The following is a 12774-nucleotide window of genomic DNA, read 5'->3' on the forward strand; positions in this document are numbered from 1 at the left end:
CTGTGGGAATCGGTATCAACCGGGGCGGCGCGCCCGCATGTTGCGCCGGCGCGGCCATGTCCGCGGGGTGGCGTGGTAAGGCTTTGCTAACCTAAGTTCTCCATCGAAGTCGACGCTCATGCCCGCCGCCGATTCCATCGTCCGCCGCCTGCCTACGCCCGAGACCGAGGCGGCCTACCGGCAGGCCCCGCACAACGTCGAAGCCGAACAGGCGCTGCTCGGCGCGGTGCTGGTCAACAATGACGCCTTCTGGCGCGTGTCGGACTTTCTCGAGCCCGGCCATTTCTACGAAGGCCTGCACGCCCGGATCTACGAGATCGCGACCAGCCTGGTGCGGGCCGGCAAGGCGGCGACGCCGGTCACCATCAAGACCTTCCTGCCCGTCGACATCGATCTCGGCGGGCTCACGGTCCCGCAATATCTCGCGCGCCTCGCGGCGGAAGCGACGACGGTCATCAACGCCGAGGACTACGGCCGGTCGATCTACGACCTTGCGCTGCGCCGCCAGCTGATCGGCATCGGCGAGGAGGTCGTCAACGTCGCCTATGACGCGCCGGTCGACGCCACGCCGCGCGACCAGATCGAGGACGCCGAGCGCAAGCTGTTCGCGCTCGCCGAGACCGGCCGCTATGGCGGCGGCTTCCAGACCTTCTCGAACGCGCTCAAGACCGCCGTCGACATGGCGGCCAACGCCTACAAGCGCGACGGCGGCCTGTCCGGCACCGCGACCGGCCTCGAGGACCTCGACCGGCTGATGGGCGGCCTCCAGGCCTCCGACCTGATCATCCTCGCGGGCCGCCCGGGCATGGGCAAGACGTCGCTCGCGACCAACATCGCCTACAACATCGCCAAGGCCTATCAGGGCGAGGTGCAGCCGGACGGCCGCACCAAGACGGTGAACGGCGGGGTCGTCGGCTTCTTCTCGCTGGAAATGTCCGCCGAACAGCTCGCGACCCGCATCATCGCGGAGCAGGCGTCGATCTCCTCGTCGAAGATCCGCCGCGGCTCGATCAACGAAGGCGAGTTCTTCAAGCTGACCGAGGCCGTCGCCGAGATGCAGCGCTGCCCGCTGTTCATCGACGAGACCGGCGGCATCTCGATCGCCCAGCTCGCGGCGCGCGCGCGCCGCCTCAAGCGCTCGAAGGGGCTCGACCTGCTCGTGGTCGACTATCTCCAGCTGCTCTCGGGCTCGTCCAAGAAGGGCGACAACCGCGTGCAGGAGATGACCGAGATCACCACCGGCATGAAGGCGCTCGCGAAGGAGCTTCAGGTTCCCATCATCGCCTTGTCCCAGCTGTCCCGCCAGGTCGAAAGCCGCGACGACAAGCGGCCGCAGCTCTCGGACCTGCGCGAATCCGGTTCGATCGAGCAGGACGCCGACGTCGTGCTGTTCGTTTTCCGCGAAGAATATTACGTGAAGAACAAGAAGCCCCGCGAAGGCACGCCCGAGTTCGACCAGTGGATGACCGAGATGGAGAGCGTGTCGGGCAAGGCCGAGGTGATCATCGGCAAGCAGCGGCACGGACCGACGGGTACGGTGGAGCTACAGTTCGAGGCGGAGTACACGCGGTTCGGCAACCTCGCGCGCGAGGATCATCTGCCGGAGCGGATGTGACGGACGACGACTTCGCCGGCGGAAGGCTGACGATCGATCTGGGCGCGCTCGCCGACAACTGGCGGACGCTCGCCGCGCTGTCGCCGGCTTCCGAATGCGCGGCCGTGGTCAAGGCCGACGCCTACGGGACCGGCCTCGACCGGGCGGCGGCGGCGCTCGCGGCGGCGGGCGCGAAGACCTTCTTCGTCGCCCATCTTTCCGAAGCGCGCGTTGTCCGCGCCGCGGCTCCGGAGGCCGTCGTCTATGTGCTGAACGGTCTGCCGCGGGGCGCGGCCCTAGCTTACGCCGAGGTCGGCGTCCGGCCGGTGCTGGGCAGCCGCGAGGAGATCGCGGAGTGGGCGGGCTTCATCGCCGCCTCCGGCGCGAACCCGGCCGCCGCGATCCATATCGACACCGGCATGACCCGCCTCGGCCTCGAACCTGCCGAGGCGGCGGAGCTGATGCGGGGCGGCGGCTTCGGCTTCCGGCCGGCGCTGCTGATGAGCCATCTCGCCTGCGCCGATGAGCCCGAGCGGCCGGAGACCGAACGCCAGCGCTCGGCCTTCGCCGGACTTCGCGCGCTGCTTCCGGACGCGCCGGCAAGCCTCGCCAACTCCGCGGGAACGCTGCTGTCGCGCACGGCGGGCGGCGACCTCGCTTTCGACCTGCGGCGGCCGGGCGTCGCGCTCTACGGCTCCAACCCCGTCGCCGGTCGGCCTGCGCCGCTGAAGCCGGTCGTTCGGCTCGAAGCGCGCGTCATCCAGACCCGCGACGCGGCGGCGGGAACGGCGGTCGGCTATGGCGGCGTGGAGACGCTCGCCCGGCCGTCGCGGCTCGCCATCCTGTCGATCGGCTATGCCGACGGCATCCTGCGCGCCGGCGGCTCCGAGGATGGGGCGCCGGGCGCCGCGGCCTATGTCGGCGACGTCCGCTGCCCTTATGTCGGCCGGATCTCGATGGACCTGATAGCGATCGACGTGACGGACGCCCCGGCCTCCGTCGGGCGGGGAAGCTGGGTCGAAATCCTCGGCGACCATTTCGGCGTGGACGATCTCGGGCGCGCCTGCGGCACGATCGGCTACGAGGTGCTGACGGGGCTGAGCCGACGCTATCAGCGGCTCTACCTCGGCTGATCGGAGCGCCGCCGAAAAAATCTTCGCCGCGGCGCAAAGGATCGGCGGCGGCGCGTCGTCCTAGAGGTCGACAGGCGGCGGGGGCGATGCGCTAGCGGATGGCGGACGACAGCGACCAGGCGCTGGTGCAGCGCGCGAAGGCTGGCGACCGCCGGGCCTTCGCGGCGCTCGTTGACCGGCATTACGGCGCGCTCCACCGCTTCGCCTGGCGTTGCCTCGGCGACGCCGCCGAGGCGGAGGACGCGGCGCAGGAGGCGCTGATCCGGATCGCCCGCGGCCTCGACGGCTTCGAGGGCCGGTCGAGCTTCACGACCTGGGCGACCGGCGTCGCCCTGAACTGCGCGCGCGACGCCCTGCGCGCCCGGCGGCGCCGCGTGGCGTCGCTGGAGGACGCGCGGACGGAAGCCGAGATCGAGGCTTCGGTCCGCGACGACGCGGGCCCTGAGGAGGCGCTCTGGGAGGCCGTCCGCGGCCTGCCCGAAGCGCTGCGCGAGGCGGTGCTGCTGGTTCATGTCGAAGGGTTTTCGCATCGCGCCGCCGCGGAGGCGCTCGGCTGCGCGGAGGCGACCGTGTCGTGGCGGCTGTTCTCCGCCCGGCGAAAACTGAAGTCCGCGCTTGCGAGGGAGACCGCATGAGCGATCCCGATTTCGAACGGCTGCGGCGGACCCCGGCCCCGACGCCTTCGGCGGAGGCGCGCGAGGCGGCGCTCGCCGCCGCCATGGCGGCGTTCGACGCGCAGGCCGCCGAAAAAGCCGCGACGGCGCGCAAAGGAACGCGGCCGTCCGGTCGTCACACCTCCGCAAGCCCCTCATGGGCGTGGAGGACGATCATGCAGAACCGTATGGCCATCGGCGGGGCCGCCGCCTGTCTCGTGGCGGCGCCCATCGCCGCGCTTCTGTTCGCGCAGCAGCAGGGCGGCCTGCCGAAGCTCGGGACAGAGGCCGATCGGCTCGCGCGGCAGGCGCCGCCATCGCCGCCTTCCGTGCAAGAGGGGGCGAAAGCGAAGACGGAGAGCACCGATGCGTCGCCCGAGAGGGAAGCGGCCCGCCGCTCCGATCCGCGCTTCGGCGCGCCGGCCGAACCGGTTCCGCCGCCTCCGCCCGCGGCCCCGAGGCAGGCCCAGGCGCAGCGCCCGGCCGACGCGCTCGCCGCCGCTCCGATGGCGCGCCGGCAGGAGGGGTTTGTCTCCCGCTCGCTGATCGCTCCTTCGCCGCAGCGAGACGGCGTTGTCCAGGAGACGCCGCGCGACCGTTTCGTCGACAAGCCGCAGAACGAGGTCAAGGTCGCCGCGCAGGAGCCGGTCTCGACCTTCTCGATCGACGCCGACACCGCGTCCTATTCCTGGGTCCGCCGCGCCTTGCTCGCCGGCCGCCAGCCGACGCCGGACGAGGTCCGCGTCGAGGAGCTGATCAACTACTTCCCTTACGACTATCCGCGGCCGGGCAGCGCCGACGCGCCGTTCAGGCCTTCGATCGCGGTGGTTCCGACGCCATGGAACGCCGACACGCGGCTGGTGCGGATCGGGATCAAGGGCTTCGAGCCGCAGCCCGCCGCGCGGCCGAAGGCGAACCTCGTGTTCCTGATCGACGTCTCCGGCTCGATGCAGGCGGCCGACAAGCTGCCGCTCGTCAAGACCAGCCTGAAGCTGCTGCTCGACCGGCTGGCGCCGGACGACCGCGTCGCGATCGTCACCTATGCCGGCGGCGCCGGGATCGCGCTCGAGCCGACGCAAGCTTCCGACCGCGAGGACATAACGGCCGCGATCGACAGGCTGACGGCGGGCGGCTCGACCGCCGGCGCCGCCGGCATCGAGGAGGCCTATCGGCTCGCCCGCAAGCACTTCGACGCCAAGGGCGTCAACCGCGTGCTGCTCGCGACCGACGGCGACTTCAACGTCGGGGTCTCCGACGACGGCGGCCTCACCCGGCTGGTCGAGAGGGAGCGCAGATCCGGCGTCTATCTCTCCGTGCTCGGGTTCGGGCAGGGCAATTACAACGACGCGCTGATGCAGCGCCTCGCCCAGAACGGCAACGGGAAGGCGGCCTATATCGACCAGCTCGAGGAAGCCCAGAAGGTGCTGGTCGAGGAAGCCGGCTCCACGCTGTTTCCGATCGCGAAGGACGTGAAGATCCAGGTCGAGTTCAATCCCTCCCAGGTCTCGGAATACCGGCTGATCGGCTACGAGACGCGCGCGCTGTCGCGAACCGACTTCAACGACGACCGGGTCGACGCGGGCGAGGTCGGCTCCGGCGCCTCCGTCACCGCGCTCTACGAGATCGTGCCGGCGGGCGGCCGCGGCCGGCTCGCCGACGATTTGCGCTACGCCCCGCCCGCGGCGCCCGCGCCCGCGGGGGCGGGCGCGGGCGAGCTCGGCTTCCTGAAGCTGCGCTACAAGCTGCCGAACGAGGATGCGAGCCGGCTGATCGAGCAGCCGATCGTGTCAAAGGGACAGCCGGAGAGCCTCGCCGCCGCGCCCGACGACGTCCGCTTCGCGGCCGCCGTCGCGGCCTTCGGGCAGAAGCTGAAAGGCGCGCGCCAGCTTGAAGGCATGGAGTGGGCCGCGATCGCCGATCTCGCCGAGGGCGCGCGCGGCGCGGATCGCTGGGGCTATCGCGCGGGATTCGTGCGGCTCGTCCGGCTCGCCGACGCGCTTGCGCGCCGTTGAGCCGAAAGGCCGTGGCGGCGACGGCCCGTTTTAATCCGCCGCATCCGCACCCGAAAGCGATCCTCGCGCGTATAGGCGGCGAGGCGGTCATCACGATGATCTCAATCGGATGTCCGTCCCGGACTGGGGCAAACCAAGCCGCGCGCAATAAAATCACGTATGACCGACGGCTGGACCACAGGGGCGGACCCTGAAGCGGCCGTCGATGCGCAGATGAGGCGGGCGGCGGCGCCTGGCCGCCCGTCTGCGCCCATGAGAAACGCGGGGGAACAACGCGTCATGTCAGCAGCTTCGGCTGATCCCTTCGACTACGAGGGCGTGCTTCGCGCCTGCGCCGCCGAGCGACTCGACGCGCTGCGCCAGCTCTACGAGCACGAAGCGGACCGGTTGTTCGGCGTCGCGCTCCGCATCGTCCGTCGCCGCGACCTCGCCGAAGACATCGTCCACGAGTGCTTCCTGCAGGTCTGGCGAAAGGCGGAGACCTTCGATCCGCAGCGCGGCTCCGGACGGGCCTGGCTCTCGACCATCGTGCGGAACCGCGCGCTCAACGTGCTGCGCGACGGCGGCCGGATCGAAAGCCTTCCGGACGGCGCGCTCGACGCGACGCCCGACGTCGCCGACGATCCCGCGCGGGCTTTCGAACGCATCGACGACGCGGCGCGGCTCAAGCGCTGCCTCGCCGGGCTCGACGACATGAAGCGGACGTCGATCCTGCTCGCCTATGTCGACGGCTTCTCGCGCAGCGAGATCGCGGGACGGCTGGGCGCGCCGGAGAACACCGTCAAGGCGTGGATCCGGCGGGGGCTTCTGGCGCTGAGGGAGTGCCTGCAATGACCGCGCGCAACCCCCAGATCGACCTTTACGCCATGCTGACGGTGCTCGGTCACGCCGAGGAGGCCGATCGGCCCGTGGCGAGCGACGCCGAGATCGCGGATGCGGTCGCCCATTGGGAGCTCGAGCTCGAGCCCATGACGACGGCGGCCGCGCCGGTCGCGGCCCCGCCGGAGCTCTGGGCCCGGATCGCGGCCTCCGTGGAGCGCGCCCCGGCTCGCTCCACCGTCCGGCCTGCGCCGAAAGCGACCGGCGGCCTGCTTGCGAGCCTCGGGTTCTGGCGGTTCGCGACGGCCGCCGCCGTCGCCGCAGCGCTTGCGCTCGCCGTCGTCTCCGTGCGCGCGCCGACGCCGACGGGCGCCGCCGCCTTCGTCGCCGTGCTGCAGGCGCCCGAGGGCGACCGCCGGCCGGGCTTCCTCGTCGAGGTCGCGGCCGACCGCACCATGCGGCTGGTCCCGCTCGGGACGACGGCCGCCGGGGAGGGCAGGGCGCTCGAGTTCTGGACGTTGGCGGACAAGGCCAAGGGTCCGAAGTCGCTCGGCTTGGTGCCGGGCGACCGCCCGACGACGATCAAGGCCGACGCGCTGCCGTCGATCGCCGAGGGCCAGCTGTTCGAGGTCACGCTCGAACCCTATGGCGGGTCGCCGATCGGCAAGCCGACCGGGCCGATCCTGTTCAAGGGCCTCGCCGCGCGGACGTCCTGAGCGACGCGAGGGGCGCGCGCCGCAAGACTACGCGTCTCATTAAACTGGCGCTCGACTTGCGTTTGTGCTCCAATCGTCCTGCGAAGACTGTCGTGAGTGATCGAACGCTGACCAAATCTGTCGCGCTTCCGCGCGCGCGGGTCTGGGCGCCCGGACCCGAGGCGCGCGTTTCGATCGAACCACGCGCCGCAGCGCGCCGGGTCGGGGAGAGACGGCGATGGCGCGCGTTCGTTTCTACAATGGGGCCGAGACGTCCGACGCGCTCGGCTTCGGCGAGTTCACGGCGGAGCGGCTGACGTCGGGCACGTCGACGCGCGTGGTGCTCACCGGCGTCGACGGTCAACGCTTCATCGCGACCGGCCGCAACATCTCCTTCGACGTGGTGACGGGCGAGGCCACCGGCGTCGTGACCCGCGTGGAGTGGCGGTCGCCGGACAACGTGCTGCTGGGGATCGTCGACCAGGTCTCGGTGTCCGTCGCCAAGATCGTCGACTATCTGTTCATCCCGCCGGACTCGATCAACGATCCGCACGGCCCGGAGGACCTGTTCGTCGAGGTCATGAAAGGCGATGATCTGTTCGTCGGTCCGGGCGTCCGCGCCGGCGACCAGGTCTACACGCGCTATCTCGTCGGCGGCGGCGACGACACGGTGCGCGGCGGCGCCGCCAACGAGACCGTCGAGGTCACAAAGACCGGCGGGGTGATCCACTTTGACGGCGGCGCCGGCCGCGACGTCATCTTCTATCTCTATGGCGGCTTCGACGAGCCGCTCGGCGTCAACGCCAATCTCGTCACCGGCCGCATCGCGAACCCGTTCGGCGGAACCGACATGGTCCGCAACGTCGAGATGGTCGTCGGCACGTTGCGCGACGACACCATGCTGGGCGGGCGCGGCGACGAGACGCTCGACGGCGGGTTCGGCGGCCGGGAGCGCCTGAACGGCGGCGCCGGCGACGATTCGATCGTCGCGGCGGACGACCGGGTTTCGGGACGCGACGACACGCTCTATGGCGGCGCCGGCGACGACACGATCGCGCCGGGAACCGGCCGGGACTTCATCGACGGCGGCGCCGGCCGGGATCTGCTCCGCCTGACGCCGGAGAATTTCGCGCAGGCTTTCGACGTCGTGGTCGACCTCGTCCGCCCCGGCGCCAATCGCGGCGAGCATGTGGACGACACGATCCGCGGGATCGAGGATTACGCCTATGCGATGGGCCTGAGCGCGGACTCGACCGTCCGCTTCGTCGGGAACGGCGCCGGCAACGCCTTCTCCTTCACGGGCTTCGCGGCGGGGACGCTCGCCGGCGGCGCGGGCGACGACGACCTCAGGGCCGGCCTCGCCGACGACCGGCTCGACGGCGGCGCCGGAAACGACACGCTGCTCGGCGGCTACGGCGCGGACACGCTGATCGGCGGCGCCGGCCGGGACGTCGTGACGTTCATCGACGCCAACGCGCTGGTCGACCTCGCCACGCCCTCGCGCTCGACCGACGAGGCCGAGGGCGACCTCTATCGCGGCGTCGAGGAGTTTCGCGGGATGGCGATCTTCCGCGGCGGCAAGGGCGACGACGTCGCGCGTGACGGCCACGACTTCGACGGGCGCGGCGGCGACGATCTCCTGGACGGCGGGACCGGCGCGGATCGGCTGCGCGGCAATGTCGGCGACGACACGCTCTATGGCGGCGAGCGCGGACTGTTTTCGGTCTCCCTGGTCGACACGCTCGAGGGCGGCGCCGGCCAGGACCTGCTGATCAGCGGCGAGACCATCGACCAGATGCGCGGCGGCGACGGATCGGACGTCTACGCCTTCTGCAGATACGCCGATCTCGGCGTGCTGAGTTCGACTCTCGAGATCGGCCGCGACCGGGTGCTCGGCTTTGAGTCCGGCGAGGACACCTTGCGCTTCACCGCCGCGGGTTTCGAAGGCATGACGGAGACGGTGCGCCTCGTGCAGAACGCCGACCCGCGCGCGACGGCCGCCGCGCCGACCTTCCTGTTCGAAACCGACACCGGGCGTCTCTCCTTCGACGCCGACGGAAAAGGCGGGGAGGACGCGCTGTTCCTGCTCACGCTCGTCGACTCCTCCCGGCTGCGTGCGGGCGACTTCGACATCCTGTGAGGCGGCCTCACTCCGCCGCTTCGGCCGGCGGGTCCTGCGGCCAGCGGAGCAGAGCGGCGCGGCCGGCGTCGGTCAGGGCGTAGACGCCGCGCTCGGCGCGGACGAACCAGCCATAGACGTTGCGCGCGAGGATTTTCGGCGCGTCGGGCGCGAGCGGCTTCAGGTCGCGCGGCCGTCGCGGCCCGGCCTCGAGGGCCGCCGCGCAGGCCAGCGCCTGCTGGCGATAGACCGTCATGATCGGCGCGCGCGAACCGCCGCCCGCCATCGGGTCGCCGCGGCGCCTGCGGTGCTCGTCCATCAGCCGGGAGCGGCGGCGCGGGTCGCGGCGCGGCGCGGGGGCCGCCGGCGACAGCAGGAGCTCGACCCGGCCGGAGGCGGTCACGCCGATCAGCCCGAAGCCCAGCCTGCGGCACAGATTGCGAAACCGCGCGTCGCGCTCCCGGCCGCGGCCGGAAGGCGACAGCCGGGCCGCAAGCCACACCTCGTCGGCCGCCGCCGCCCGGTCGACGCCCTGCAGCACGAGCTCGAGATTGAAGGCGAGCTTGAGCTCGCAGACCACGACGATCGTCGGCTCGCCCTCTTTGAGGCCGAGCAGATCGCAGCCGCCGATCTCGCCCTTCACGGCGTAGCCCAGCGCCTCAAGAAACCGCTTCACCGGAGGATAGAGCGCCGTCTCCAACGAAGTTCCTCTCCCGCCCCGACTCACGCGCCGCGTTCCTGCCGGTGATTAGCATGAGGGGGGTGAGAGCCGTCTTTGGCGGGAGCCGTTCGGGTCCTGCTGACGTCGCGTGATGCCCGCCGATCCACGCCCCGCCGGCAGATCGAACGCCTGGCGGCGACGCTGCTCGTCGCGGTCGGCCGGCTTGCCGGCGTCGAAATCGCCGAGGGCGACGCCCGCGACGTGGTCGCCACCCCCCGGTGTCGCCGATCGGGCGGCCTTCGCTTGGTATGGCCGTAAAACCGCCACCCGGCCGCTGGCGTAAGGGCGCGTTCGAGTGACTGACGAAAATGCTGCGCCGGTCGCACCCCCGGGCCTCGCCACCGACGTGATCCTCAACCTCCGGCATCGGCGCGGCCGGGTCGAGACGGCGCGGCCCCGTCCGGCGCCCTGAGGGAGGAGGCGTCCGCCCCGCGTCGGCCGGGGCGGGCGGGCCGCCCGGATCATGATTAACAATTAACGGACAGATAAAAATAATATTCGCTCGCCGTGCCGGTTTTATCATACGTGTACACGTCGACTTTATCGCCAGTAACTTGAGCGCTCATAAAATATGGCGCGTACTCGGAGGTAACATGCGCAACGCAATTGTCGATATTTCTATCGAAAAAAACCGAGTACTTCGCGTAAGTGGGCCTTATGACGGCAGTGACGCGATTTCCACGATACAGCGTGCCGTTCTTGGCTACGAAGGCGAACAATTTCGGAGCATAGTATCCGGTGACGTCGCCGGCGACGGTGACGTCCTTCGCCGCGAACAGCGAGATGCGGCCCTGATCGCCGAGCTGGACGATGGTCCCGGCCGTCGCCGCCCCGTTCACGGGATAGCTGACGGTGGTGACGCCTGGCCGCGCCGCCCCTGCCGCGTAGGCCGTGAGGTAGCCCGGCGTCGACGCTCCATACGCGGTGAACGACATCGCGACGGCGGTCGCCGAAGCGGGAACGCCGCAGCCGGCGGCGGGGCCGCCCTGCGAGGCGAGGCCGGAGCCCACGATCTGCACCAGCCGCGACGTGTTGGCCGGGATCTTGGTCGGCGTCAGCAGGGCCCGGCAGGGCGCGACGGCGGTGAAGACGGTCTCGGGCGGCGGCGTCTGCGCCAGGGCCGGCGAACCGGGCAGGGCGCAGCAGACCAGAGCCGCAAGAAGCATGCGCATGATGAGATCCCCCCTCCGCCGATCGGGCGAGCGGGGCTGCTCGTCGGGTCGAGATCGGCGTTGAGGACAAACTGACCGAACTCACGAACGGCCGCCAGAGGAGTGGTCACGTCTGGATCGCGCCGCCCGTCTCGGCTTCGGCCGGGGCGGGCGCGTTTTGCGTTCCGGACGCTGAGCGCTGACAGCGCGACGCGGCCAGGCTCGGCGCGGACGGACTGAGCGCTGGGATCGCTGACGAGAGCTTTCCGACATGCGCCCCTCCGTTCCTTGGCCGGTCGTCAGCAGGTTACGTGAAACTGCCAGTAGATGTTGGCAGCCTCCCCTGTGGTCGTCCTATAAGCCCAAGCCGAGATAGTATTCCCCGATGGATATGCATTAATTATGTAGCTGCCGGCGCCAAATGGCGCAGCACTTGCGGCGCATCCAGTGACGTTGCGATCAAGGGTGACGCTATAAGCGCCAGTGCCTGTACTGGTGCTGCTTACGATTCTCGATGTCGCGTACTTTATCGACCCGTCGAGGTTTATCGTCCCTCTTATCTGCGGAGCGTAGTATCCGGTGACCTCGCCGGCGACGTGGACATCCTTCGCCGCGAACAGCGAGATGCGGCCCTGATCGCCGAGCTGGACGATGGTTCCGGCCGTCGCCGGCGCGTTTCCGGGATAGCTGACGGTGATGATGGTGGGCCGCGCCGACCCCGCCGCGTAGGCCGTGAGGTAGCCCGGCGTCGACGCTCCATACGCGGTGAACGACATTGCGACGGCGGTCGCCGAAGCGGGCACGCCGCAGCCGGCGGCGGGGCCGCCCTGCGAGGCGAGGCCGGAGCCCACGATCTGCACCAGCCGCGACGTGTTGGCCGGGATCTTGGTCGGCGTCAGCAAGGCGCGGCACGGTGCGACGGCGGTGAAGACGGTCTCGGGCGGCGGCGTCTGGGCCGCACCAGGCGAAGCGGGCAGAGCGCAGCAGGCGGCGGCGGCTAGGATCATGCGCATGGAAACGTCCCCCTGACGCCGTGCGAGCGCGTGTGCGGCTCGACTGGTTGTTATCGGCGCTGAGGACAAACTGACCGAACTCACGAACGGCCGCCAGAGGAGTGGTCACGTCTGGATCGCGCCGCCCGTCTCGGCTTCGGCCGGGGCGGGCGCGTTTTGCGTCCGGAACGGTCTGGCGGCTTGATGTCGTTCCGCCGCTTGATCTCCGCGATCCGGCGATAGGCCTCCTCGGCCGTTCCTGCATGCGCTCCGCCTCGAGCGCATCCTCGGCGAGCTTGTCGCTGAAGGCCTGCAGGGTGTCCTCGTCGAATGGCGGCTCGCCGGGGTCGGGCATACGCCGCCTCGGCCTCCGCCGCGCCTCCTTCGCCGTGGCGCGGCAGCCGTACGCGTTGCGGTGGCGGCGAAGCCGTCGAGGTCCAGAACAAGCCGGGAGGCCGACCCGAGCGGCCATGCGAGCGGGAAGCGGTTGTGGTCATGACGCCCGCCCGAAAGGAATCGGGTGAACGACCCCGGAACACGAGTCGCCAGGGTGCGCGACGTCTGTGCGTCGGACATCCGCGCTCTGTTCCGGTTTTGCTCTCGTTTCGCGGGACTTTCCCCGGAAATAATAGCGCCGAAAGCTTCGGTTTTTGAAGGGGTTAACTTGGCTGGGGGACCTGGATTCGAACCAGGACTAGCGGAGTCAGAGTCCGCGGTTCTACCGTTAAACTATCCCCCAGCAGGGGTCCGCGGACGCGGCGCGCCGGGCGCCGATCTTCGGAGCGGTCCCTCTACCGTTTTCGATCTCCCGCGGCAAGCCCCAACGGCGTCGCGAGGATCGGTCGGGCGGCGCCGACCGGGGCCCCGGTCCGTCGAGGGTCGGCC

The 12774-nt window shown here is 70.4% G+C and carries 10 protein-coding genes and 1 tRNA gene; 7 read left to right on the plus strand and 4 right to left on the minus strand.

Annotated features, from left to right (window positions below; genetic code table 11):
* Window positions 1-118 precede the first annotated feature (118 nt).
* From ACO2RJ_RS03325 to ACO2RJ_RS03355, 7 genes are all read left to right on the plus strand, one after another.
* Window positions 119-1615 carry a replicative DNA helicase gene (locus ACO2RJ_RS03325; RefSeq protein ID WP_423266580.1) on the plus strand — a complete coding sequence of 499 codons (1497 nt, stop codon included), beginning with the start codon at window positions 119-121 and terminating at the stop codon, window positions 1613-1615.
* The gene (gene alr / locus ACO2RJ_RS03330) at window positions 1612-2727 is read left to right on the plus strand and encodes an alanine racemase (protein WP_423266581.1); all 1116 of its coding nucleotides are present in this window, start codon (window positions 1612-1614) and stop codon (window positions 2725-2727) included. The genes ACO2RJ_RS03325 and alr overlap by 4 nt, the downstream gene beginning before the upstream one ends.
* A 98-nt stretch (window positions 2728-2825) precedes the next feature.
* On the plus strand, window positions 2826-3362 hold the full coding sequence (locus tag ACO2RJ_RS03335) for an RNA polymerase sigma factor (RefSeq protein ID WP_423266583.1): 537 nt from the start codon (window positions 2826-2828) through the stop codon (window positions 3360-3362).
* Complete coding sequence (locus ACO2RJ_RS03340; protein ID WP_423266584.1) at window positions 3359-5392, plus strand: vWA domain-containing protein; 2034 nt, start codon at window positions 3359-3361, stop codon at window positions 5390-5392. Before ACO2RJ_RS03335 ends, ACO2RJ_RS03340 begins: the two co-directional genes overlap by 4 nt.
* Before the next feature lie 279 nt (window positions 5393-5671).
* Window positions 5672-6226, plus strand: coding sequence for a sigma-70 family RNA polymerase sigma factor (locus ACO2RJ_RS03345; RefSeq protein ID WP_423266585.1), 555 nt, complete (start codon window positions 5672-5674; stop codon window positions 6224-6226).
* Window positions 6223-6927, plus strand: coding sequence for an anti-sigma factor (locus tag ACO2RJ_RS03350; RefSeq protein ID WP_423266586.1), 705 nt, complete (start codon window positions 6223-6225; stop codon window positions 6925-6927). The genes ACO2RJ_RS03345 and ACO2RJ_RS03350 overlap by 4 nt, the downstream gene beginning before the upstream one ends.
* A 217-nt stretch (window positions 6928-7144) precedes the next feature.
* Window positions 7145-9046, plus strand: coding sequence for a calcium-binding protein (locus ACO2RJ_RS03355; protein ID WP_423266587.1), 1902 nt, complete (start codon window positions 7145-7147; stop codon window positions 9044-9046).
* 7 nt (window positions 9047-9053) lie between these two features.
* On the opposite strand, the gene ACO2RJ_RS03360 is transcribed toward ACO2RJ_RS03355, so the two are convergent.
* From ACO2RJ_RS03360 to ACO2RJ_RS03375, 4 genes are all read right to left on the minus strand, one after another.
* On the minus strand, window positions 9054-9725 hold the full coding sequence (locus ACO2RJ_RS03360) for a DUF2161 domain-containing phosphodiesterase (RefSeq protein ID WP_423266588.1): 672 nt from the start codon (window positions 9723-9725) through the stop codon (window positions 9054-9056).
* 488 nt (window positions 9726-10213) lie between these two features.
* Window positions 10214-10918: a hypothetical protein gene (locus tag ACO2RJ_RS03365; protein WP_423266589.1), complete on the minus strand. Its 705-nt coding sequence runs from the start codon at window positions 10916-10918 to the stop codon at window positions 10214-10216.
* A gap of 278 nt (window positions 10919-11196) precedes the next feature.
* Window positions 11197-11910: a hypothetical protein gene (locus tag ACO2RJ_RS03370; protein WP_423266590.1), complete on the minus strand. Its 714-nt coding sequence runs from the start codon at window positions 11908-11910 to the stop codon at window positions 11197-11199.
* A gap of 644 nt (window positions 11911-12554) precedes the next feature.
* Window positions 12555-12628, minus strand: a tRNA-Gln gene (locus tag ACO2RJ_RS03375).
* Between the last annotated feature and the right edge of the window lie 146 nt (window positions 12629-12774).

This window comes from Hansschlegelia sp. KR7-227, assembly GCF_049446035.1.
In the GTDB taxonomy this organism is placed as follows: domain Bacteria; phylum Pseudomonadota; class Alphaproteobacteria; order Rhizobiales; family Methylopilaceae; genus Methylopila.

What these genes read in the sequence shown, in the direction of transcription:
- ACO2RJ_RS03325 (WP_423266580.1), top strand. Translation starts at nt 119, where the DNA reads ATGCCCGCCGCCGATTCCATCGTCCGCCGCCTGCCTACGCCCGAGACC.
- ACO2RJ_RS03335 (WP_423266583.1), top strand. Translation starts at nt 2,826, where the DNA reads ATGGCGGACGACAGCGACCAGGCGCTGGTGCAGCGCGCGAAGGCTGGC.
- ACO2RJ_RS03340 (WP_423266584.1), top strand. Translation starts at nt 3,359, where the DNA reads ATGAGCGATCCCGATTTCGAACGGCTGCGGCGGACCCCGGCCCCGACG.
- ACO2RJ_RS03345 (WP_423266585.1), top strand. Translation starts at nt 5,672, where the DNA reads ATGTCAGCAGCTTCGGCTGATCCCTTCGACTACGAGGGCGTGCTTCGC.
- ACO2RJ_RS03350 (WP_423266586.1), top strand. Translation starts at nt 6,223, where the DNA reads ATGACCGCGCGCAACCCCCAGATCGACCTTTACGCCATGCTGACGGTG.
- ACO2RJ_RS03355 (WP_423266587.1), top strand. Translation starts at nt 7,145, where the DNA reads ATGGCGCGCGTTCGTTTCTACAATGGGGCCGAGACGTCCGACGCGCTC.
- ACO2RJ_RS03365 (WP_423266589.1), bottom strand. Translation starts at nt 10,918, where the DNA reads ATGCGCATGCTTCTTGCGGCTCTGGTCTGCTGCGCCCTGCCCGGTTCG.
- ACO2RJ_RS03370 (WP_423266590.1), bottom strand. Translation starts at nt 11,910, where the DNA reads ATGCGCATGATCCTAGCCGCCGCCGCCTGCTGCGCTCTGCCCGCTTCG.